This window comes from Pseudomonas sp. NGC7 (assembly GCF_047159675.1).
Lineage (GTDB): Bacteria > Pseudomonadota > Gammaproteobacteria > Pseudomonadales > Pseudomonadaceae > Aquipseudomonas > Aquipseudomonas kermanshahensis.
Genome location: NZ_BAAFZY010000001.1, coordinates 4,775,485 through 4,796,714, shown reverse-complemented (window position 1 = coordinate 4,796,714; position 21,230 = coordinate 4,775,485). Strand labels below are relative to the sequence as shown.

The following is a 21,230-nucleotide window of genomic DNA, read 5'->3' as shown; positions in this document are numbered from 1 at the left end:
TAACCGACCGCAGGGCTTTTGCCAGTGATCTGGGTTTCCTTGCCGGCCCTTTCGTAGGCGCTGGCACTGGCCCTGTCGAATACGCACCGTATAATGCAGCGTCGCCACTTAACTTTTGGCTTTAACGGATTAGATATGACTGAACAGCAGCCTGTTGCAGTTCTGGGAGGCGGCAGCTTCGGCACCGCCGTGGCGAACCTGCTGGCGGAAAACGGTGTGCCGGTGCGCCAATGGATGCGCGACCCCGAGCAGGCCGAGGCCATGCGTGTCAACCGCGAGAACCCACGCTACCTCAAAGGCATTCGCCTGCACGACGGCGTAGAGCCGGTCAACGACCTGCTGGCCACCTTGCAGGCCTGCGACCTGGTGTTCGTCGCCTTGCCGTCGAGCGCCTTGCGCAGCGTGTTGGCGCCCCATGCCGAGTTGTTGCGCGGCAAGGGCCTGGTCAGCCTGACCAAGGGTATTGAGGCGCAGAGCTTCAAGCTGATGAGCCAGATCATCGAAGAAATCGCACCTCAAGCCCGTATCGGCGTCCTGTCGGGGCCAAACCTGGCCCGCGAGATCGCCGAACATGCGCTGACCGCCACCGTGGTCGCCAGCGAAGACGAACAACTCTGCCAACAGGTGCAGGCCGTATTGCACGGGCGTACCTTCCGCGTCTACGCAAGTGCCGATCGCTTCGGGGTCGAACTGGGCGGGGCACTGAAAAACGTCTACGCCATTATTGCCGGCATGGCCGTGGCCCTGGGCATGGGCGAGAACACCAAGAGCATGCTGATCACCCGTGCCCTGGCCGAAATGACCCGCTTCGCCGTGAGCCAGGGTGCCAACCCCATGACCTTCCTGGGCCTGGCCGGTGTCGGTGACCTGATCGTTACCTGTTCCTCGCCCAAGAGCCGCAACTACCAGGTCGGCCACGCCCTGGGCCAAGGCCTGAGCCTGGAGCAGGCCGTCAATCGCCTGGGCGAAGTGGCCGAAGGGGTGAACACCCTGAAGGTGCTCAAGGCCAAGGCGCAGGAAGTTCAGGTGTACATGCCGCTGGTGGCGGGCCTGCACGCCATCCTGTTCGAGGGCCGTACCTTGAACCAGGTGATCGAGCACCTGATGCGCGCCGAGCCCAAGACCGACGTCGATTTCATTTCTATCAGTGGTTTTAATTAAGCCGTCAGCGGCTTCGGCCCGAACAAGGAGCGACACATGAACGATACGCCCGAACGCGCCCAGCGCGAGTCGATCATCCTGCGGGTGCTGTGGATGTTGGTGTTCCTGGTGGTCTGGCAATTGGCCGAGCTGCTGTTGGGCGGCCTGGTGCTGGTACAGCTGATCTACCGCCTGATCTACGGCGCCCCCAGCGCCAGCCTGATGAACTTCGGCGATAGCCTCAGCCAGTACCTGGCGCAGATCGGCCGCTTCGGCAGCTTCCACAGCGACCAGAAGCCTTGGCCATTCGCCGACTGGCCAGCCCCGCGCGCCCCGGAAGGTGAGGCGCCCCATGCTGTGGCACCCGCGCCGCACCCGGTGCGTGACGAAGAGCCCAAGCTGTGAAGCTGTGGGTGCTGCGCCACGGTGAGGCAGAGCCTCGGGCCAACAGCGACGCCGAACGCCGCCTGACCAGCCATGGCCGCGAGCAGGTGCTGCACAGTGCCGCGCGCCTGCTTGGGCAGCCGTTGCAGGCCATCATCGCCAGCCCTTATGTCCGTGCCCAGCAAACGGCAGCGCTGGTGCATGACACCTTGGATTTCCCCGCGCCAGTGCGCACCGTGGCCTGGCTGACGCCGGACAGCAATGTGCAGCTGGTGATCGGTGAAATCGAAAAGCTCGGCCTGGAGCATGTGCTGTTGGTCAGCCACCAGCCGCTGGTGGGGGCGTTGGTCTGTGCCCTTGAGCATGGCCATGTGCAGCAACCGGCGCCCATGAGCACCGCCAGCCTGGCGGAGCTGGAAGGGGAGTGGCCGTTGGCAGGCCTGATGACCTTGCGCGCAATCAGTTCGCCAGCCTGACGCCGCTTGGCAACTGGCATTTCTGCCAGTTGCCGCTTCACTCGACCGCTTGCTAGCGTGGCGCCACATCGAATGAGTGGCCAGGCAGGGAGCAGTTGATGAAGGGTGATATGCAAGCGCTGTTACGTTCACTGGACTTGCAACCCACAGTAGACAAAGTGCAGGAAGGCGTGGTGCTGGACTTTGCCCAGTACAGCGTGTTGCGCGACTCGGCCGACGCCAAGCTTTACCACCTGATGGGCAAGGTGGGCGATGCTAAAGACGACCTGGGCGAGCTGCAGGAAGCCTGCCTGCGGGTGTCCCGCTTGCTGCAGACCAGTTGCCTGGCGCTGCGCCGATTGCAGCTCGACTATGAGGACCAGTGCCTGGCGCGTGAAGTGCTCGAGAGCCAGCTGGCCTATATGCAGGCCTGCCTGCAGCGTTCGCTGGCCAGTTTTGTGCGTACCCGATGACCTGATAGCCCTCGCCGATGACCTTTCCGGACATTGCCGAGCGGCCCCGCGATGCCGACAATGGGCCATCCTCCCACCGTCCGGACCAGGCGCCATGTCGCAGCACATCTTCTTTGCCCACGCCAATGGTTTCCCGTCTGCCACCTACGGCAAGCTGTTCGCTGCCCTGGCGCCGGACTATCACGTTCACCACCTGCCCCAGCATGCCCACGACCCGCGCTTCCCGGTGAATGAAAACTGGCAGAACCTGGTCGATGAATTGCTGCACCACCTGGCGCAGCAGGACGCGCCGGTCTGGGGGGTTGGCCATTCGTTGGGCGGGGTATTGCACTTGCATGCCGCCTTGCGTTGCCCCGAGTATTACCGCGGGGTGGTGATGCTCGACTCGCCGGTGCTGACCCGCGCCGATCAGTGGCTGCTGCGCACTGCCAAGCGTTTTGGCTTTATCGACCGCATCACCCCGGCCGGCCGCACTTTGGGCCGGCGCGAGGCGTTTGCCGACCGCGACAGCGCACGGGACTATTTCGCCAGCAAACGCTTGTTCCGCCACTTTGACCCCGACTGCCTGGAAGCCTACCTGGAGCATGGCTTGGAGCCCGCGCAAGAAGGGCTTCGCCTGCGTTTCGACCCGGCGACCGAGATCAGTATCTACCGCAGCATCCCCCACGCCAGCCCAGCGCCTGCCCGGCAACTGCAGGTACCACTGGCGATGGTGCGCGGCGAGCGCAGCAACGTGATCCGCCGGCACCACACGCTGGCCGTGCGCGGCATGGCCAAAGGCGAGTACCACAGCGTGCCGGGCGGGCATATGTTCCCCTTGGAACGCCCGACCGACACCGCCAGCCTGATCAAGGGCCTGTTCGACCGTTGGAGCCACGAATGAGCGCGCACATGGAAGAAATCCGCCTGAGCCTGGGCCATATCGAACTGGCTGCGCACCTGTTCGGCCCTGAGGATGGGCTGCCGGTGATTGCCCTGCACGGCTGGCTGGACAACGCCAACAGCTTCGCCCGGCTGGCGCCGCGGCTGCAGGGCCTGCGCATCGTCGCCCTGGACCTGGCGGGCCATGGTTACTCGGAGCATCGCCCGCCTGGCGCCAGTTATGCGCTGGCCGACTACGCCCACGATGTGTTGCGGGTGGCCGAGCAGTTGGGTTGGCAGCGTTTTGCCTTGCTGGGCCATTCACTGGGGGCGATCATCTCGGTACAACTGGCGGGCGCCTTGCCGGAGCGGGTCAGCCACCTGGCGCTGATCGATGGCGTCATTCCGCCCACTGGGGCCGAGCAGGACGCCGGTGAACGCCTGGGCATGGCATTGCAGGCGCAGTTGCGCCTGGATGGCAAACGTAAATCCGTCTACCCAGCGTTGGAGCAGGGCGTGCAGGCGCGCATGAAGGGTATGGTCGCCGTTAGCCGCGAGGCAGCCGAACTGTTGGCCCAGCGTGGGCTGATGCCGGTAGCGGGGGGGTACAGCTGGCGCAGCGACAGCCGCCTGACCTTGCCGTCCCCTGTTCGCCTGAGCCACGCGCAAGCCATGGCCTTTGTCAGGCGGGTGGGTTGCCCGGCCTGCCTGGTGGTGGCCGCCGACGGCATGCTGGCGCGCCACACTGAGTTGCTGGAGCAGCTACCCTTTGAACAGGTGACGCTGCCCGGGGGGCATCACCTGCACCTGAACGATGAGCAGGGCGCGGCCCTTGTCGCAGACTGTTTCAATCGCTTCTTTGGCTTTGCTTGACTTGCACCGGACAAGTGCCGAGGCTTGGCGGGTTGAACAGGGAGACAACCATGCACATGCCAGACACGCTGGACCTTAGCTTCGGCGCCCCGCGCCGACTGGGCTGCCGATGAGCGCGCCCGTAACCCTCCGTACTACCCTCGCTGCCTGCTTCGTGCTCGCCAGCCCCTTGCTGTGGGCAGGTAGCCTGCCCGTTCCCGTGGATGCCAAAGTGGTCGACCAACGCCCTGCGGTGGAGCAGGAGCGCGTGTACCCCATGGGGCCTTTGCGCAAGATCAGCGGCCGCCTGCGGGTCGACGACAAGGTCGAAAGCCGTGGCCAGGTCAGCTCGGTCACCTATGAACTGCCGGTGGAGCGCACGGCCCGCGAGGCGTTTACCAGCGCCCGCGAAGCACTGCAACACGACGGTGGTTACCCATTGTTCTGGTGCCAGGGCCGCGACTGCGGCGAAGCCAGCCTTTGGGCCAATGATGTATTCGCCAATGCACGGCTCAATGGCGGTGACGAGCAGCAGGCGTTCATCCTCCTGCGCCGTTCTGCAGAAGAGGCCGACACACTGGTGGCGTTGTACAGCGTCACCCGCGGCAACCGCCGCGCCTACCTGCACGTGGAAGAGTTCGTTGCTGCCAGCCCGCTGGGTGAGCTGCTGCCCACGGCCGCCACGGTGCTGCGCGAAATGCGCGACACCGGCAAGCTCGACTACCCTGACCTGAGCACGCCGCAACCTGCCTGGGTGGCGTTGTTGGGGCGTAGCCTCAACCTGGACAGCACCTTGCGCGCCAGCCTCAGCGGCAAAGAGGCCGAAGCGTGGCGTGAGCAACTGGTCAAGGCGGGCGTGCGCAGCAACCGGCTCGAGGTCGGCAACGCCCCTACCGATGGCCTGCACCTGGAACTGATCCGTTGAACGAGCACCGCCATGGCCAATAATGACCGCCTGCTGATCCAGATCGTCCTGTTGACGTTGCTCGGCGCTGCCTTGTGGGTCATGGCACCGTTCATTTCGGCGCTGCTGTGGGGCGCCATTCTGGCCTTTGCCAGCTGGCCGCTGATGCGCTTGCTGACGCGTGCGCTGGGCGGGCGCGAAACGTTGGCCGCCAGCCTGCTGACCGCAGCCTGGATCCTTATCGTGGCGTTGCCGCTGGTATGGCTGGGTTTCAACCTGGCGGATCATATCCGCGATGCCACGGCGTTTGTCCGTGATGTGCAGGTGGATGGGCTGCCCGAGGCGCCGGCCTGGCTGGGCAGCATTCCTCTGGTGGGTGAGCGCATGGTCAATTGGTGGCAATCGCTCGACCAGCAAGGTGCGGCTTTGATTGCTTCGATCAAGCCTTACCTGGGCCAGGTCGGCAACTGGTTGCTGGCGCGCAGTGCGCAGATCGGCAGCGGCATGCTCGAACTGAGCTTGAGCCTGGTCTTCGTGTTCTTCTTCTACCGTGACGGCCCGCGCCTGTCAGCGTTCGTGCTGCGCCTGTTGCAGCGCTTGACCGGTGACCGCGCCGAGTACTACCTGGACCTGGTGGCGGGCACCGTGCAACGTGTGGTCAACGGTGTCATCGGCACGGCAGCGGCCCAGGCCTTGCTTGCGCTGATCGGCTTCCTGATCGCCGGCGTCCCCGGGGCCATCGTGCTGGGCCTGGTGACCTTCATGCTCAGCCTGATCCCCATGGGGCCACCCCTGGCGTGGATCCCCGCGACGGCCTGGTTGGCGTGGAAAGGGGAGTACGGCATGGCGGTGTTCCTGGGTATCTGGGGCACCTTCGTCATCAGCGGCGTGGACAACGTGCTCAAGCCCTATCTGATCAGCCGTGGCGGCAACCTGCCGCTGGTCATCGTGCTGCTGGGTGTGTTCGGCGGGTTGATCGCCTTTGGTTTCATTGGCCTGTTCATCGGGCCGACGTTGCTGGCGGTGGGGTATAGCCTGCTGCTTGACTGGAGCCGCAACGCCGGGCAGCAAACACCGTAGGAGCGGCCTTGCGTCGCGAAAGGGCTGCATAGCAGCCCCAGCGATTATCGTGGTAACGCTGAAATCTGGGGCTGCTTTGCAGCCCTTTCGCGACGCAAGGCCGCTCCTACAAGGGGCTGCGTTTTTTACGCATTCTTTATGCGTTGATCCATCCCTCGATCTCGCCCCTTTACGCCCCTCCCTCGGACAATTTCCCCAAAGCGGCCCAAGCGCCGCACCACGGGGAGCTCCACACATGAACATGCTCGACGGGCTGTCACTGCTGCTGGCAGTGGCATTGGCGATTTACCTGCTGATGGCGCTGCTGCGCGCCGATCGCAGCTAGGGAGTGGCCATGCACAGTTACGACTTTGCCTTGTTACTGGCGTTTTTCGCCATCGTGCTGCTACCGGCACCCTGGCTTGGGCGGTTCTACTACAAGGTGATGGAAGGCCAGCGCACCTGGCTGTCACCGGTGGTGGGCCCGGTAGAGCAGGCCTGTTATCGACTGGCAGGCGTACGCGCCGACCAGGAGCAGAACTGGAAGCAATACACCCTGGCGTTGCTGGCCTTCAACCTGGCCGGCTTCCTGCTGTTGTTTGCCGTGCTGCTGTTGCAGGGCTACTTGCCGCTGAACCCACAGCAATTGCCCGGGCAGGAGTGGTCGCTGGCGTTCAACACCGCCGTCAGCTTCGTCACCAACACCAACTGGCAGGCTTATAGCGGCGAGTCATCGGTCAGCTACCTGAGCCAGATGCTGGGCCTGACGGTGCAGAACTTCGTCAGTGCTGCCACTGGCCTGGCAGTACTTGTGGCCCTGTGCCGCGGCATTGCCCGCCGTTCGGCCGCCACCCTGGGCAACTTCTGGGTCGACATGACCCGGGCCACGCTCTATGGGTTGTTGCCCCTGTGCCTGGTGCTGGCGCTGCTGCTGGTGTGGCAGGGTGTGCCGCAGACCTTTGCCGACTATGCGCACGCACTGACCCTGCAAGGCACTGACCAGACCATCCCGCTCGGCCCGGCGGCTAGCCAGATCGCCATCAAGCAGCTGGGCACCAACGGCGGCGGCTTCTTCGGCGTCAACGCGGCACACCCGTTCGAAAACCCCACGGCCTGGAGCAACCTGTTCGAGGTGGCGTCGATCATTCTCATCCCGGCGGCGCTGGTGTTTACCTTCGGCCATTACGTGAAAGACCTGCGCCAGAGCCGGGCGATTCTTGCCTGCATGCTGAGCCTGTTCCTTATCGGTGGGGCTACAGCGCTGTGGTCCGAATACCAGCCCAACCCGGCCTTGCAGAGCGCGCAGGTGCAGCAAAGCGCGCCGCTCGAAGGCAAGGAAAGCCGCTTCGGCACCACCGGTTCAGTGCTGTGGACAGTGACCACCACGGCAGCCTCCAACGGCTCGGTCAATGCCATGCACGACAGCCTCAACCCGCTGACCGGCATGGTCGCGATGGTCAACATGATGGTCGGCGAAGTGATCTTCGGCGGCGTCGGTGCGGGGCTCTACGGCATGCTGTTGTTCGTGCTGATCGCCGTGTTCCTGGCCGGCCTGATGATTGGCCGTACCCCGGAATACCTGGGCAAGAAGCTGCAGGCGCGTGAGGTGCAACTGTTGGTGGCGACCTTGCTGGTGATGCCGGTCGGCGTGCTGGTGCTGGGCGCCATCGCCGCCAGCCTGCCGGGCCCGGCGGCGGCGGTGAGCAACCCCGGTGCCCATGGCTTTAGCCAACTGCTGTACGCCTACACCTCCGGCACCGCCAACAACGGTTCGGCCTTTGCCGGTTTTGGCGCCAACACGGTGTACCACAACCTGATGCTCGGCCTGGCCATGCTGATCGGCCGCTTCGGCTACATCCTGCCGATATTGGCCTTGGCCGGCAGCCTGGCGGCGAAAAAGAGCGCACCCCAGGGGCTGAACAGCTTCCCCACCCACGGCCCGCTGTTCACCGGCCTGTTGCTGGTAACCATCCTGCTGGTGGGTGGCCTGACCTTCCTGCCGACCTTGGCCCTCGGGCCAATTGCCGAACACCTGAGCCTGGGCTTCTGAGGAACCACCATGAACATGCCCATTCCTGAAGTAAAAGCCCCCCACAGCGCCAAGGACCAGACCCGCTTCGCCGCGCTCTGGCGCCCGGCCCTGATCCAGGCCTTCGTTAAACTGGACCCTCGGCAGCTCAAGCGCTCGCCGGTGATGCTGGTGGTGGCGCTGACTGCCGCGCTGACCACTGTGTTGTGTTTTGCCCCCGGCAGTGGCGTGAGCACAACAGTGGCGGTGCAAATTGCCCTGTGGCTGTGGTTTACCGTGCTGTTCGCCAACTTTGCCGAAGCCCTCGCCGAAGGCCGTGGCAAGGCCCGCGCCGACAGCCTCAAGGCTGGGAGCCAGGGGCTGAACGCCCAACGTCGCGACAGCGCTGGCGCATTCGAAACGGTTGCCGCGACCGCGCTGCGCAAGGGCGATGTGGTCAAGGTGATCGCGGGTGAGCTGATCCCGGGTGATGGTGAGGTAATCGAAGGCATCGCGGCGGTCAACGAGGCGGCCATCACCGGTGAGTCGGCCCCGGTGATCCGCGAGTCCGGCGGCGACCGCTCGGCGGTCACCGGCAACACGCGGCTGGTGTCTGACTGGTTGCTGATCCGCATCACCAGCAACCCTGGCGAATCAACCCTGGACCGCATGATCGCCTTGGTCGAAGGGGCCAAACGCCAGAAAACGCCCAATGAGATTGCCCTGGATATCCTGCTGATTGGCCTGACCCTGATCTTCCTGATCGTGGTCGTGACCCTGCAGCCGTTCGCCCACTTTGCCGGCGGTAGCCTGCCGTTGATCTTCCTGGCCGCACTGCTGGTGACGTTGATCCCCACCACCATCGGCGGCTTGCTGTCGGCCATTGGCATTGCCGGCATGGACCGCCTGGTCCGGCTCAACGTCATTGCCCGTTCCGGCCGCGCGGTGGAAGCTGCGGGCGACGTGCACACCCTGATGCTCGACAAGACCGGCACCATCACCTTCGGCAACCGCCGCTGCAGCGCGCTGCATGCCGCGCCGGGCGTCACCGCCAAGGAGCTGGGGGAGGGCACCTTGTTCGCCTCGCTGGCCGATGACACGGCCGAGGGCAAATCGATCGTCGAGTACCTGCGCCAGTTGCACGACTTCGTCGAACCCTCCGGGCAGCAGCTCGTACCGATCGCCTTCAGCGCCGAGACGCGGTTGTCGGGTGTCGACTTCCAGCAGCACCGCTACCGCAAGGGTGCTGTCGATGCGGTGCTGGCATTCGTTGGCCTGCAACGGCTGGAAATGCCGCCGGCATTGGCCCGCGAGGTCGAGCGCATTGCCCAGAGTGGCGGCACGCCGCTGTTGGTGTGTGTCGACCAGCGCTTGCTTGGGGTGATCCACCTCAAGGACGTGGTCAAGCCGGGTATTCGCGAGCGCTTTGCCGAGCTGCGCAAGCTGGGCATCCGCACCGTGATGGTGACCGGTGACAACCCGCTGACCGCCGCTGCCATTGCCGCCGAGGCCGGGGTCGATGACGTGCTGGCCGAGGCCACCCCAGAGAAGAAGCTGGCGCGCATCCGTCAGGAGCAAAACGACGGCCGCCTGGTCGCCATGTGCGGCGACGGCGCCAACGACGCCCCGGCGCTGGCCCAGGCCGATGTGGGCATGGCCATGAACGACGGTACCCAGGCAGCGCGTGAGGCGGCCAACATGGTCGACCTGGACAGCGACCCGACCAAGCTGCTGGACGTGGTCCAGGTGGGCAAGGAACTGCTGGTGACCCGTGGCGCCTTGACCACCTTCTCGATTGCCAACGACGTGGCCAAGTACTTCGCCATCCTGCCGGCGTTGTTCGCGGCCATCTACCCGCAGCTGGGCGTGCTCAACCTGATGCACCTGGCCAGCCCGCAGAGCGCGATCTTGTCGGCGATCGTGTTCAACGCGCTGATCATCATCGTGTTGATCCCGCTGGCGCTGCGCGGTGTGCGGGTGTACGCGGCGAGCGCGGCCCACCTGCTGCGGCGCAACCTGCTGATCTACGGGCTGGGCGGGATCATCGTGCCGTTCGCCGGGATCAAGCTGATCGACATGCTGCTCAATGCCTTGCACCTGGTCTGAGGAGGCCGCCATGAACACTTATGTACGCCCGGCCTTGAGCCTGGCCTTGTTGATGACGCTGGTCACCGGCGCGTTGTACCCGTTGGCGGTGACCGGTATTGCCCAGGTCGCCTTCCCTGAACAGGCCAATGGCAGCCTGGTGCGTGACGCGCGCGGCGAGGTGCGCGGCTCGGCGCTGATCGCCCAGGATTTCCAAGACGATGGCTGGTTCCATTCGCGGCCCTCGGCAGGGGCTTATGCCACGGTTGCCAGCAGTGCCAGCAACCTGTCGCCGAGCAACCCGGCGCTGGCCGAGCGGGTGGGCAGCGAGGCCGCGAAGCTGTACCGGGCTGAGCAAGGGCCTGTGCCGCAAGCCTTGTTGACCACCTCAGGCAGTGGCCTGGACCCGCATTTGCCGCCGGAGGCGGTGGCTTATCAGGTAGCGCGTGTGGCAGCGGCTCGCAAGGTGCCCGTTGAACGCTTGCAAGCCCTGGTGGAAGAGGCCACCCTCCACCCATTGATCGGGCCGCCTGTGGTCAATGTCCTGGCGCTGAACCAGGCCCTGGAGAGGTTGGGGCAGTGAGCTTGGGGCCGTATCGCACCGCTCGCAAGGGCGGTGAGGGCCCTGTAGGCGCGGGCTTGCCCGCGAAGGCCTGCAAAGCAGGCCCAGATTCACCGATCGCCGCACAATCTAAGGATGAAACATGAGTGATTCCGCCCGCGCAGACGCGCTGTTGGCCAACCTTCCGCGCGAAGGCCGCGGCAGGCTGAAGGTGTTCCTTGGCGCCGCACCGGGTGTGGGAAAGACCTACGCCATGCTGCAAGCCGCCCACAGCCAGCAACGCCAGGGCGTACACCTGCTGGCCGGGGTCGTCGAAACCCATGGCCGCGCCGAAACCGAGTCGCTGCTTGGTGGCCTGCCCCAGCAGCCCCTGCTGCGCAGCGAGTACCGTGGCGTCACCCTGGAGGAAATGGACCTCGACGGCCTGCTCAAGGCCGCACCTGCGTTGGCCCTGGTCGACGAACTGGCCCACACCAACGCCCCCGGCAGCCGCCACGCCAAGCGCTGGCAGGACGTTCAGGAACTGCTCGCCGCCGGCATCGACGTGTACACCACGGTCAACGTCCAGCACCTGGAAAGCCTCAACGACAAGGTCCGCGACATCACCGGCGTGCAGGTGCGCGAAACCCTGCCGGACTGGGTCCTGCAGGAAGCGTTCGAATTGGTCTTGATCGACCTGCCACCGCGCGAATTGCTGGAGCGCCTGCGCGAAGGCAAGGTGTACGTGCCCGAGCAGGCGCGGGCTGCGATCGATGCCTATTTCTCCCAGACCAACCTCACCGCATTGCGCGAGCTGGCCATGCAGACCGCCGCCGCCCAGGTCGACGCCGACCTGGCCCACGGCTACCGCCAGCGCGGGCAGGAGGCTCCGGCCCTGCGCGGGCGCCTGCTGGTGGGCATCGATGGCGACGACCAGGCCGAACGCCTGGTGCGCCACGCCAGCCGCGTAGCACAACGCCGGCACTTGCCCTGGAGCCTGGTGCACGTCGACAACGGTAAGCTGCGCGACGAAGCCGCACGCCAACGCCTGCAAGCCGCGCAGCAACTGGCTGAGCACCTGGGCGGCGAAGTGGTGCTGCTGCGCGCTGGTGAAGTGGCGCGCACGCTGATCCAGCACGCCGGCGAGCGGCGTGCCAGCCTGGTGCTGGTGGGGCAGTCGCGTGATCGCCTGCGCCGTCGCTTCTTCGGCGCCGGTGTAGCGGCGCGGCTGCTGCGCGAAAGCCACGGCCTGGAGATCAACGTGCTCGACCGCGATGCCCAGCCGGCCCCGGCCAGTGCGGCGGTGCAACGGGTATGGGTGTGGCGGCACTACCTGCTGGCCCTGTTTGCCACGCTGCTGGCGGCCGGTTTGTCGTGGGCCGTGTCCAGCGTGCTGGCGCTGCCCAATATCTCCCTGGTGTTCCTTGCCGCCGTGCTGCTGGTAGCGGTGCGCAGCAGCCTGGGGCCGGCCTTGGCCTGCGCCGCGCTGTCGTTTCTGACCTACGACTTCCTGTTCATCCCGCCCAATTTCTCGTTCAGCATCCAGCGCGAGGAAGACGTGCTGACCCTGGTGTTCTTCCTGCTGATGGCGGCCCTCACCGGCAACCTTGCGGCCCGCCAGCGCCGCCAGTTGCAGGCGCTGCGCGAGACGCAGGCGCAGACCAACCAGTTGCTTGATTTATCCCGCCGCCTGACCGTTGCCGCCGACCGCCAAGCGGTGTTCAACGCCGCCGGCCAACACCTTGACGGCTGGCAGGATGTGCAAGTCTGCCTGCTCGAACGTAACCCCGAAGGCCAGCTGCACCTGGCCAGTGGCGAGGCCCACGGCCTCAGCGACAACGAGCGCGCCGCCGCCGAGTGGGCCTGGCAGCACGGGCAGGCGGCGGGCCATGGCAGCGACACCTTGCCCAATGGCCGCTGGTGGTGGTGGCCGCTGGCGGTCGATGACCACCCGCTGGCCCTGCTCGGCGTACGCCCGCACTCTGGCGACCCGCTCAGCGCCCAGCGCCGGCGCCTGCTCATGGCCCTCGGCCAACCCCTGGCCCAAGCCCTGGCCCGCGCCCGCCTGGCCGAACAATTGGAGGCGGCGCGCCTGCATGGCGAAACCGAGCAACTGCGCAGTGCCTTGTTAGCCTCGGTCTCCCACGACCTGCGCACGCCCTTGACCGCCATGCGCGGCAGCATCGACAGCTTGCTGGCGCTGGGCGAGGCGATCCCCGAGGACGACCGCCGCGAGCTGCTGGAAGGCACCCGCAACGAGGCCGAGCGCCTGGACCGCTACATCCAGAACCTGCTCGACATGACCCGCCTGGGCCATGGCGGCCTCAAGCTGGCCCGCGATTGGGTGGCCCCCGCAGACATCGTCGGCAGTGCGCTGAACCGCCTGCGAGTGGTGCTTGCGCCCCTGCGCGTGCACACCGATGTGCCGGCCGAGCTGCCGTTGCTGTTCGTGCATGCGGCGCTGATCGAGCAGGCCTTGGTCAACGTGCTGGAGAACGCTGCACGCTTCTCGCCGGCCCAGGGTCGGCTGGAACTGCAGGTGTCGGTGCAGGGTGAACAACTGCGCATTGCCGTCAGCGACCAGGGCCCCGGCATTCCGGTGGCCGAGCGGGAGAAGATTTTCGACATGTTCTACACCGCCGCCCGCGGTGACCGGGGCGGGCAGGGCACTGGCCTCGGCCTGGCGATCTGCCAGGGCATGATTGGCGCCCATGGCGGGCAGATCCTGGTGGGTGAAGGGATCGATGGCCAGGGCACTGGCATCACTTTATGCTTGCCGCTGCCCCCTCAACCTGAAGCCGAAAGCGAAGCCCCATGAGCCAGTCCGCCACCCTCCTGGTCATCGACGACGAACCGCAGATCCGCAAGTTTTTGCGCATCAGCCTGACGTCCCAGGGCTACAAGGTGATCGAGGCCGCCACCGGCAGCGAGGGCCTGGCGCAGGCCGCCTTGGGCAAGCCCGACCTGGTGGTGCTCGACCTCGGCCTGCCGGACATGGACGGCCAGCAAGTGCTGCGCGAACTGCGTGAGTGGAGCGCAGTGCCGGTGCTGGTGCTGTCGGTGCGGGCCAGTGAGGTGCAGAAGGTCGATGCGCTGGACGGCGGCGCGAATGACTACGTGACCAAGCCGTTTGGCATTCAGGAATTTCTGGCGCGGGTGCGCGCCTTGCTACGCCAGGTGCCGCAGGCCGGCGGGGGCGAGGTGGCGGCCAGTTTCGGGCCGTTGACCGTGGACTTTGCCTTCCGCCGTGTGACCCTGGAGGGCGTCGAGGTGGCGCTGACCCGCAAGGAGTATGCGTTGCTGGCCCAGCTGGCCGGGCACCCGGGCCGGGTGATTACCCAGCAGCAGTTGCTCAAGGACATTTGGGGGCCGACCCATGTGGACGATACCCACTACCTGCGGATCGTGGTCGGGCACCTGCGGCAAAAACTCGGGGATGACCCCATGGCGCCGCGTTTCATCATCACCGAGGCGGGCGTCGGCTACCGGTTGATCGCGCCCGCCTGATGATGTCGGCCGGGCGGCCATTGCGCGTGGTCAGGCCCTTGGCGGCTCCTTTTCGAACAGTTGCCGTACGACTTCCAGGTAGCGCCGCGCGCCCAGGCCCAGGGGCCGCGGTTTGACCCAGATGATGTCGACCCACAGCCGTAAGCGGCTGGCCATGTTGTCGAAGCGCACCTCGGCCAAGGCGCCCGAGGCAATCAACGGTTCGACCAGCGGCTGCGGCAGGTAGGCCCACCCCAGGCCGGATTGCACCAGTTCCAGCGTAGCTAGGTAACTGTCGGTCAGCCAGATGCGCCGCGACAACACCATGCGCGGGTCGGAGCCGGTGGCTTTGCCGGAGGCCACGATGATTTGCCGTTGCTCGGCGAAGGCTTCTTCGGGCAGTGGTGTGCCACTGTTGCGTCCGGCGGGGTGGCGGGGTGATGCGACGGCGACCAGCAACTGGCTGCCGGCTTCAAGAAATGACTCACGCTCATCGATGCCGGGCCGTTCGAAAACCAGCGCCAACTGCACGCTGCCGTCATGCAGCAAACGAATCGCTTCGGCTTGCGTGGCCGAACGCACTTCGATCTCAAGGCTTGGGAATTCTTGCGCGAGGGTTTCCAGCGGTTGGCTCCAGCGGCCGGTTTGCAGCTCGGGTGCCATGGCGATGGTCAGGCGCTTTTCCAGCCCCTTGTGCAGCTGCAGGGCCTGGGCGTCGAGCAGGTTGAGCTGGCAGATCACCTGCCTGGCCTGAGGTTCGAGGGCCAAGGCGGCGCTGGTTGGCAAGGCTTTGCGCGTGGCCCGGTCGAACAGGGCCAGGTCCAGCTCGGCTTCCAGCTGGGCGATGGCCATGCTCACGGCCGAAGGCACGCGGCCCAGCTTGCGCGCTGCTGCGGAAAACGACCCTGCCTCCAGTACGGCCAGAAAAACGGCAAGTGAGTCGCTGGTGAAGGCCATTGTCAGAAAACCTGATTGATCGGTTGAGCCGCGTAGGCTGCGATGGGCTGCGCAGCGGCCCCCGTTATGACGGTGTGTTGCTGCAGAAAAGTATGAGTTTTCAAGCAGGCCTATAACAATCTCTTACAGATCTTCCGACAGGATACGGTCCACGCTGTCGACAAAGTAGTCCACGCTCGCCCGTGTGGTGCACATCGGTGGTTTGATCTTGAGGATGTTGAGGTAGTCGCCGGTCGGCTGCATGAAGATGCCCAGGTCACGCAAGCGGTCGCACAGCAGCAAGGTCTCCTCGGTCGCCGGCTCCAGCGTCTGCCGGTCGCGTACCAACTCAAGCCCCAGGTAGAAGCCCGAGCCATGCGCCGCACCTGCGAGCGGGTGCTTGTCGACCAGCGCCTGCAAGCGCGCCTTGAAGTAGCGGCCGGTGTCGCGGGCGTTGTCCCACAGCCCTTCCTCTTGCATCACGTCCAGCACCGCCATGCCGATGCGGCAACTGACCGGGCTGCCCCCCGCCGATGAGAAGAAGTAACCCTGCGCCTCCAGCGCCTCGGCGATTTCGCGGCGGGTGATCACTACCCCCAGCGGCTGGCCGTTGCCCATGCCCTTGGCCATGGTGATGATGTCGGGCACCACCCCTTGCTCCTCGAAGCCCCAGAAGTACTCGCCCAGTCGGCCATAACCCACCTGCACCTCGTCGGCGATGCACACGCCACCACGGGCGCGCACCTTGGTGTAGGCGTCCTGCAGGTAGCCCGCTGGCAGCGAGATGCCCCCGGCGTTGCCGTACACCGGCTCGCAGATGAAACCGGCCAGTTGGCGGCCACGGGCATCGAGGTCGGCCAGCTTGGCGTCGACGTCGCGCAGGTAGTCGGCGGCACTGTCGGCACCACGGAAGCGCCCACGGAACGTGTTCGGTGCCTCGACCGGGTGCACCCAGTCTGGCCGGGTTTCCAGGGCTTGCGGGTTGTCGGCGATAGAGGTGGAAATGGCGTCTGTAGCCACCGACCAGCCGTGGTAGGCCTCCAGCACGCTGAGCAGGTCGCGCCCGCCGCTGTAGGCCCAGGCCAGGCGGATGGCCAGGTCGTTGGCCTCGGTGCCGCTATTGACCAGGAACACCCGGTCGAAGCCTGCTGGCGCCAGCTTCAGCAGGCGTTCGGAGAACTCGGCGATGGCCGCGTAGTGGAAGCGCGAGTTGGTGTTCAGCAGCGACCATTGCCGCGCCGATTCCGCCACCATGCGTGGGTGCCCGTGGCCAAGCACGGCCACGTTGTTGAGCATGTCCAGGTAAGACCGGCCCTGCATGTCGATCAAATAATTGCGCCAGCCGCGTTCGATATGGGGCGGTTGCGCGTAGTAGTGCTTTTGCGAACGGGCGAAGCTGGCATCACGACGTGCCAGCAGCGCCTGTGCATCGGTCAGCGGTTCGGCGTCGCAATCAAAGCCCAGCAGCGCGGCAGGCGACGGGCACAGCGCTAGCCAGGCAGCGGCCTGGGAGGGGGTGGCGAGAAACGGCGGGCGGGCGCCGTTATCCAGGCACAGCTGAATGCTGAGCAAGCCACCGCTGCTGCCCAATTTTTGACCTTTTGCCAGGGCCTGCCCATCTGCCGGAGCATCCTCCAGGCCACCTAGCCACAAGCTCCAGTGGGGTGTGCGCAGGCAACCGCGGCCATCGCCATGGCGCTGCCAGGTACCGGCCTGCGGCGCCTGCACGGTGCTGGCGTTGGGCACATGCAATTCGACACCCAGCGCGCAGGTGGCAGGTTCTTCAGCGCGGTCGATATGGGTTTGTGACAGGCGATATTGGCCATGCAGCGTGCACGCCGGGGCCGGTTGTGCAGCCAGCAGGTGCTGGTCGAAGCCTGGTTGTTCCCAGTTGCCCGCTTCGCAGTGCGGGCTGAGCACGCCCAGGTCGAGGCGAGCCACCGGCTGGCCGACCCGTTCAGGCAGCAGGGGCGCGCAACTGGCCAGGTCGGGCCGGCTGGGTTGAATACCGGCCGCCAGCAGAATAGCCGCCTCCATCAGTGCGAATGGCACGGCAGCCGCGGTGTCGAAAATCTCCCATTCGTGCGCGATGTTGTTGCGGATGTACTGGTTGCCCGGGTCTACAGCCAGCTGTTGCTCGCTGCTCAGCACCAATACCGCGGCGCGGTTGAGCACCAGCGGCCACAGGGCACGCAGTTCGGCTTCGCTCAGCGGGTTGAGGGCCTGGTAGGCCCGCACCGCCGGCAGAATGCGCAGTGGGTCGCCTTCGGCATGGTGCAGCAGTGCTGCGCAGGTCACCGAGAGGTCGGCAATGCGCCAGGTACGCAGCAGGTCGCCAAAATCGATGACGCCCTGCACCTGCCACTGGCGCTCGTCATCGCGGGCCCACACGGCGTTGTCATCGGTGATGTCCAGGTGCACGGCTTGGCTTGGCAGCTGCTCCACCAGTGGTGCCAGGCGCTCGGCCGCCAGTTGAGTGGTTTGCTCGACACGGGCGCGTTGCCCGGCGTCCTGCAGCACCGGCAGCAGGTGCTGGATCAACGCCTGCGCGTGCTGCGGGTCCCATTGCAGGGTGCGGTTCAAGCCGGGGTGGTCAAACTCGGCCAATGCTTGGTCCACTTTCGCGCAAAGCCCGCCCAGCTCGGCTATCAGGCGCGGTGCCATGTGTTTGAGGCGGGTCAGCGGTTGGCCGTCGATGTAGTCGAGCAGGCGCACCCGCAGCGGTTGCCCATCGATGTCCAGGGCCAGCAATGCCTGCCCGTTTTGCGCCGGGCGCACTGCGGGTACCGGCAAACCCTGTTCGCGCAGGTACGCCAGCGCGGCATGCTGCGCCTCCAGTTCGACCTGGGCATAGCTGCCGTGGCAGGCCTTGAGCACGAAACGGCCCTGGGCGGCATCCACGCGGAAGTTCAAGTCTTGCTGGCTGCCCAGCGATGACAGGCTGCCCGCGAAGCCGTAGTGCGCCTGCAGCAAGGCGTGTGCCTGGGCCTCGCTGAGCGCAGGGCTGGGCAGGGCGGAGCGCTGGATCAGGATGTCCAGGGCAGGGGAGGCGGGCGTTTGGTGGTGGCTGGGCATTGGGCTCTACCGTTGGTGCTGGGGGTTGACGGTAGAGAATTTATGCCCGTTTTGGCTGATGATGGAAGACGATTGTTGTCAGAATTTTTGATGATTGGGTGTGGGTGCATGTCTTGAGTTTTGCGGCGCCTATGAGATCGAGCGCCGCCCGCGCGGCGCTTCGCAGCACAAGGCTGCTCCCACATCTGTTTCGGGCCAGTTATTCCTGAGGCATGGGCGCGCGGCCCCTTGGTGCCCACCTTGATATCCAGTCGGACAAACAAGGCGGTCGCGCGCAGACTTCACAGGCCTCACTGGCCCGAAACAAACGTAGGAGCGAGCGTTGCTCGCGATGCGCCGCGCGGGCGGCGCTCGATCTCATAGGCGCTGCAAATCCATCGCCATGCACCTGGCGGCCCTCCCTCAATCTACCGCCGGCTCACCCCACCCCTCACATCAAAAACTGGCCTTGACCGACACCATGAAATTACGCGGCTCCCCATAATAATTACCAAACGTCTCTGTCCCGATACTGGCGTAATAACGCTTGTCGAACAGGTTGTTGCCGTTAACCGCCACCGACCAGGTATCGTCGATCCGGTAACCGATCCGGCCATTCCAAACCGCGTACCCCGCCTGGCTGATCTTCTCGCCACTGGCAGGCGAAACCCGGAAGTTATCGCTCTGCGCGTTCACCCCGGCACCCAGGCTGAACCGCTCAAAAGCGCCATCGAGCGCGTACTCGCCCCACAGGCGCAGCACGTGCCGAGGCACATAGCTGTTGAACGCCGCGCCGTTCAGGCTGGTGTCGATATCGTCGAGGGTCTTGGTCTGGGTGTAGGTGTAGCCCGCCAGCAATTGCAGGCGCTCGATGACTTCACCACTGATCTCGGCCTCGAAACCCTGGGCGCGGACCTTGCCGGCGTTCACGTAGCAATAGCCATCCGAGGAGGGGCACGACGAGTTGTAGTCGGTCTGCGCCTGGTCCTTCTGAATGGTGCGGAACAGGTTGAAGGCGCCGTTCAAACGCCCGTCGAACCAGGCCCCCTTGATCCCCAGTTCATAGCTCTGGCCCACCAACGGTTTGAGCGCCGAACCTTGTTCGTCCCGGTAGCTGCCTTGCGGGGTGAAGATGTCCGAGTAGCTGGCGTAGGCCGTCAGGTTTTCGTTCAGGTCCAGCAGCACGCCGGCAAAGGGTGTGACCTGCCCGGTCTCGCGGGCGTTGGAGTGCGGCGGCGGCGTGGCGGTGTCGATGAAGACGGTATCGGTCTCGGCGTTATACCAACTCACCCGGCCCCCCATCACCAGGGTCAACGGGTCGGCCAGTTTCAGGCGCAGGGTCGAGTAGAGGCCTTTTTGTGTGGTCACGGACTTGACCGGGCCACCGCGCGACGAGTGCTCGATGAAGTAGCTGTCATCTGGCTCAGGGATGAACTTGTCGGGGTTGAACACGTTCTGCCGTTGCGCAAGGAACGCCACCGAGTAGAAGTCATCTTTCTTCGAGCGGCTGGCGTTCATGCCCAGCACCAGTTCATGTTGCTGGCCGAAGGCAGCGAACTTGCCATCCACATAGGCATCCAGGCCGTAATCGACCTGGTCATAGTCATACATACTGCCCAGCATGCCAGTGGTATCAATGCCAGGCGTCACCGCACCGGACGCGAAGGCGTACTTGATGTCTTGGGTGTTCTTTGTATAAACGCTCGCCACCTTGAGCCTCCAGTCTTCGTCGAGCTGGTGGGTGAGGTCGGTGAACACCGTGGTGCGCTGGCTGCGCCAGGTATTCCACGAAGGGTCGAGGCAGGTCGAGCGGCTGAGGTTCAGGTCGCTGCGGTCCCGGTAGCGTGGCAGGCCGCCCCAGCAGGGGTTGGCATCCACGTCCTCGTAGGCAACGCCTAGGCCCAACGTCGTGTCGGGGCTGACATCGACGTCGAGGGCGCCGTAGTACACCTGGTCCTTGCGGTTGGCGTCGTCGACCGAGTAATGCCGGCTCTGCTCCGCCACGACTGCCCGGCCACGCAAGGTGCCGGCTGCGTTCAGCGGCCCACCGGTGTCGAGCTGCCCGCGATAGTTGTCCCAACTGCCTCCGGACAGGGTGATGTCGGTATGCGCCGCCGCCAGGCCACGCTTGCGCACGAAGTTCACCCCGCCAGCGGTCCCGCCCGACCCTTTCATCATGCCGGCTGCGCCGCGCAGCACCTCGACCCGGTCGTAGTAGGCCATGTCACTGCTGAAGCTGTCGGCTTGAACATAGAGGTTGCCCATGTCCAGCGGCACGCCGTCGTACTGGTACTGGCCCGACATGCGGAACCCGCGCGAATAGAAGTATTTGCCGCCCATGGTCGAGTCGTACACGGTGATGCCGGGCGTCTTTTCCATGACCTGATCGATGGTGTACAGGTTCTGGTCGTCCATCATTTTGCGCGTCATCACCGTGACCGACTGCGGCGTCTCCTTGAGCGAGTGCTCGCCCTTGCCGATGGTCACTGCGCCCGTGGTGTACGAGCCGCTGTTCTCAGTGGTTGCGCCCAGCACCTGGCTGGTGATGTTGGTGGCCCCCAGCTCCAGTGCCGAGCCCGACGACGGCACCGCCTGCAGCACATAAGTGCCGTTTGACCGCGGCTCGGCCTGCAGGCCGCTGCCTGCCAGAATCTGGGTAAAGCCCTCGCTGACACCGAACGCACCTTTGAGGCCGGGGCTCTGCAAACCGTCTGTTTGCCGGGCATCGAACGAAATCGCGGCGCCCGCCGCACTGGCGAAGCGGCTGAGGACTTCAGTCAGGCTGCCCCCCGCAATAGTGTACGACCGTACGGCATTTTGCTGCGTCGGCTGCGGCGCTGCATACGTCGTCATGGGCCAGGCGCCGGCGGTGGTTGCCGCCAACAGCCCGACATTTATTGCAGTCGCCAGACGACCACGCTTGAACACAGCAGACATACCAATCCTCCCCCTGAAAACAATCAATAGAACCCTTTGGGGGATGAGCCGAACG

General features: G+C 65.3%; 17 protein-coding genes. 14 read left to right on the top strand and 3 right to left on the bottom strand.

Features of this window, described 5'->3' with window-relative positions:
• Positions 1 to 135 precede the first annotated feature (135 nt).
• The 14 genes from ACMCNM_RS21500 to ACMCNM_RS21435 all read left to right on the top strand — a co-directional run bounded on the left by ACMCNM_RS21500 (position 136) and on the right by ACMCNM_RS21435 (position 14,269).
• Positions 136 to 1,161 carry an NAD(P)H-dependent glycerol-3-phosphate dehydrogenase gene (locus tag ACMCNM_RS21500; RefSeq protein WP_027592857.1) on the top strand — a complete coding sequence of 342 codons (1,026 nt, stop codon included), beginning with the start codon at positions 136 to 138 and terminating at the stop codon, positions 1,159 to 1,161.
• A 36-nt stretch (positions 1,162 to 1,197) separates the two neighbouring features.
• The gene (locus ACMCNM_RS21495; RefSeq protein WP_085272571.1) at positions 1,198 to 1,545 is read left to right on the top strand and encodes a DUF4389 domain-containing protein; all 348 of its coding nucleotides are present in this window, start codon (positions 1,198 to 1,200) and stop codon (positions 1,543 to 1,545) included.
• Positions 1,542 to 2,000, top strand: coding sequence for a phosphohistidine phosphatase SixA (sixA, locus tag ACMCNM_RS21490; protein WP_412765371.1), 459 nt, complete (start codon positions 1,542 to 1,544; stop codon positions 1,998 to 2,000). The genes ACMCNM_RS21495 and sixA overlap by 4 nt, the downstream gene beginning before the upstream one ends.
• Before the next feature lie 110 nt (positions 2,001 to 2,110).
• A complete protein-coding gene (locus ACMCNM_RS21485) occupies positions 2,111 to 2,452 on the top strand; it encodes a hypothetical protein (RefSeq protein ID WP_186680887.1) in 342 nt (113 codons plus the stop codon).
• A gap of 94 nt (positions 2,453 to 2,546) precedes the next feature.
• Positions 2,547 to 3,335: an alpha/beta fold hydrolase gene (locus ACMCNM_RS21480; RefSeq protein WP_027592853.1), complete on the top strand. Its 789-nt coding sequence runs from the start codon at positions 2,547 to 2,549 to the stop codon at positions 3,333 to 3,335.
• Entirely contained in the window at positions 3,332 to 4,186 is an 855-nt protein-coding gene (locus ACMCNM_RS21475) for an alpha/beta hydrolase (protein WP_412765370.1), read from the top strand. The genes ACMCNM_RS21480 and ACMCNM_RS21475 overlap by 4 nt, the downstream gene beginning before the upstream one ends.
• A 109-nt stretch (positions 4,187 to 4,295) precedes the next feature.
• Positions 4,296 to 5,090: a DUF4892 domain-containing protein gene (locus ACMCNM_RS21470; RefSeq protein ID WP_027592851.1), complete on the top strand. Its 795-nt coding sequence runs from the start codon at positions 4,296 to 4,298 to the stop codon at positions 5,088 to 5,090.
• 12 nt (positions 5,091 to 5,102) lie between these two features.
• The gene (locus tag ACMCNM_RS21465) at positions 5,103 to 6,149 is read left to right on the top strand and encodes an AI-2E family transporter (RefSeq protein ID WP_027592850.1); all 1,047 of its coding nucleotides are present in this window, start codon (positions 5,103 to 5,105) and stop codon (positions 6,147 to 6,149) included.
• A gap of 235 nt (positions 6,150 to 6,384) precedes the next feature.
• Complete coding sequence (gene kdpF / locus ACMCNM_RS21460) at positions 6,385 to 6,474, top strand: K(+)-transporting ATPase subunit F (protein WP_033693985.1); 90 nt, start codon at positions 6,385 to 6,387, stop codon at positions 6,472 to 6,474.
• A 9-nt stretch (positions 6,475 to 6,483) separates the two neighbouring features.
• Positions 6,484 to 8,178: a potassium-transporting ATPase subunit KdpA gene (gene kdpA / locus ACMCNM_RS21455; RefSeq protein WP_339549489.1), complete on the top strand. Its 1,695-nt coding sequence runs from the start codon at positions 6,484 to 6,486 to the stop codon at positions 8,176 to 8,178.
• A gap of 9 nt (positions 8,179 to 8,187) precedes the next feature.
• Positions 8,188 to 10,242 carry a potassium-transporting ATPase subunit KdpB gene (gene kdpB / locus ACMCNM_RS21450; protein ID WP_412765369.1) on the top strand — a complete coding sequence of 685 codons (2,055 nt, stop codon included), beginning with the start codon at positions 8,188 to 8,190 and terminating at the stop codon, positions 10,240 to 10,242.
• A 10-nt stretch (positions 10,243 to 10,252) separates the two neighbouring features.
• Positions 10,253 to 10,804 (top strand): potassium-transporting ATPase subunit KdpC, encoded by a 552-nt coding sequence (gene kdpC, locus ACMCNM_RS21445; RefSeq protein ID WP_412765368.1) that lies wholly within the window; start codon positions 10,253 to 10,255, stop codon positions 10,802 to 10,804.
• Positions 10,805 to 10,925: 121 nt separating this feature from the next.
• Positions 10,926 to 13,580 (top strand): DUF4118 domain-containing protein, encoded by a 2,655-nt coding sequence (locus tag ACMCNM_RS21440; RefSeq protein WP_412765367.1) that lies wholly within the window; start codon positions 10,926 to 10,928, stop codon positions 13,578 to 13,580.
• Complete coding sequence (locus ACMCNM_RS21435; RefSeq protein WP_412765366.1) at positions 13,577 to 14,269, top strand: response regulator; 693 nt, start codon at positions 13,577 to 13,579, stop codon at positions 14,267 to 14,269. Before ACMCNM_RS21440 ends, ACMCNM_RS21435 begins: the two co-directional genes overlap by 4 nt.
• Before the next feature lie 30 nt (positions 14,270 to 14,299).
• On the opposite strand, the gene ACMCNM_RS21430 is transcribed toward ACMCNM_RS21435, so the two are convergent.
• The 3 genes from ACMCNM_RS21430 to ACMCNM_RS21420 all read right to left on the bottom strand — a co-directional run bounded on the left by ACMCNM_RS21430 (position 14,300) and on the right by ACMCNM_RS21420 (position 21,175).
• A complete protein-coding gene (locus tag ACMCNM_RS21430) occupies positions 14,300 to 15,205 on the bottom strand; it encodes a LysR family transcriptional regulator (protein WP_412765365.1) in 906 nt (301 codons plus the stop codon).
• 123 nt (positions 15,206 to 15,328) lie between these two features.
• Positions 15,329 to 18,259: an aminotransferase gene (locus tag ACMCNM_RS21425; protein WP_412765364.1), complete on the bottom strand. Its 2,931-nt coding sequence runs from the start codon at positions 18,257 to 18,259 to the stop codon at positions 15,329 to 15,331.
• Between the two features lie 435 nt (positions 18,260 to 18,694).
• On the bottom strand, positions 18,695 to 21,175 hold the full coding sequence (locus ACMCNM_RS21420) for a TonB-dependent siderophore receptor (RefSeq protein ID WP_412765363.1): 2,481 nt from the start codon (positions 21,173 to 21,175) through the stop codon (positions 18,695 to 18,697).
• Positions 21,176 to 21,230: the final 55 nt, after the last annotated feature.

Coding starts and splice junctions, on each gene's coding strand:
- ACMCNM_RS21500 (WP_027592857.1), top strand. CDS start 136: ATGACTGAACAGCAGCCTGTTGCAGTTCTGGGAGGCGGCAGCTTCGGC.
- ACMCNM_RS21495 (WP_085272571.1), top strand. CDS start 1,198: ATGAACGATACGCCCGAACGCGCCCAGCGCGAGTCGATCATCCTGCGG.
- ACMCNM_RS21485 (WP_186680887.1), top strand. CDS start 2,111: ATGCAAGCGCTGTTACGTTCACTGGACTTGCAACCCACAGTAGACAAA.
- ACMCNM_RS21480 (WP_027592853.1), top strand. CDS start 2,547: ATGTCGCAGCACATCTTCTTTGCCCACGCCAATGGTTTCCCGTCTGCC.
- ACMCNM_RS21475 (WP_412765370.1), top strand. CDS start 3,332: ATGAGCGCGCACATGGAAGAAATCCGCCTGAGCCTGGGCCATATCGAA.
- ACMCNM_RS21470 (WP_027592851.1), top strand. CDS start 4,296: ATGAGCGCGCCCGTAACCCTCCGTACTACCCTCGCTGCCTGCTTCGTG.
- ACMCNM_RS21465 (WP_027592850.1), top strand. CDS start 5,103: ATGGCCAATAATGACCGCCTGCTGATCCAGATCGTCCTGTTGACGTTG.
- kdpF (WP_033693985.1), top strand. CDS start 6,385: ATGAACATGCTCGACGGGCTGTCACTGCTGCTGGCAGTGGCATTGGCG.
- kdpA (WP_339549489.1), top strand. CDS start 6,484: ATGCACAGTTACGACTTTGCCTTGTTACTGGCGTTTTTCGCCATCGTG.
- kdpB (WP_412765369.1), top strand. CDS start 8,188: ATGAACATGCCCATTCCTGAAGTAAAAGCCCCCCACAGCGCCAAGGAC.
- kdpC (WP_412765368.1), top strand. CDS start 10,253: ATGAACACTTATGTACGCCCGGCCTTGAGCCTGGCCTTGTTGATGACG.
- ACMCNM_RS21440 (WP_412765367.1), top strand. CDS start 10,926: ATGAGTGATTCCGCCCGCGCAGACGCGCTGTTGGCCAACCTTCCGCGC.
- ACMCNM_RS21435 (WP_412765366.1), top strand. CDS start 13,577: ATGAGCCAGTCCGCCACCCTCCTGGTCATCGACGACGAACCGCAGATC.
- ACMCNM_RS21430 (WP_412765365.1), bottom strand. CDS start 15,205: ATGGCCTTCACCAGCGACTCACTTGCCGTTTTTCTGGCCGTACTGGAG.
- ACMCNM_RS21425 (WP_412765364.1), bottom strand. CDS start 18,259: ATGCCCAGCCACCACCAAACGCCCGCCTCCCCTGCCCTGGACATCCTG.
- ACMCNM_RS21420 (WP_412765363.1), bottom strand. CDS start 21,175: ATGTCTGCTGTGTTCAAGCGTGGTCGTCTGGCGACTGCAATAAATGTC.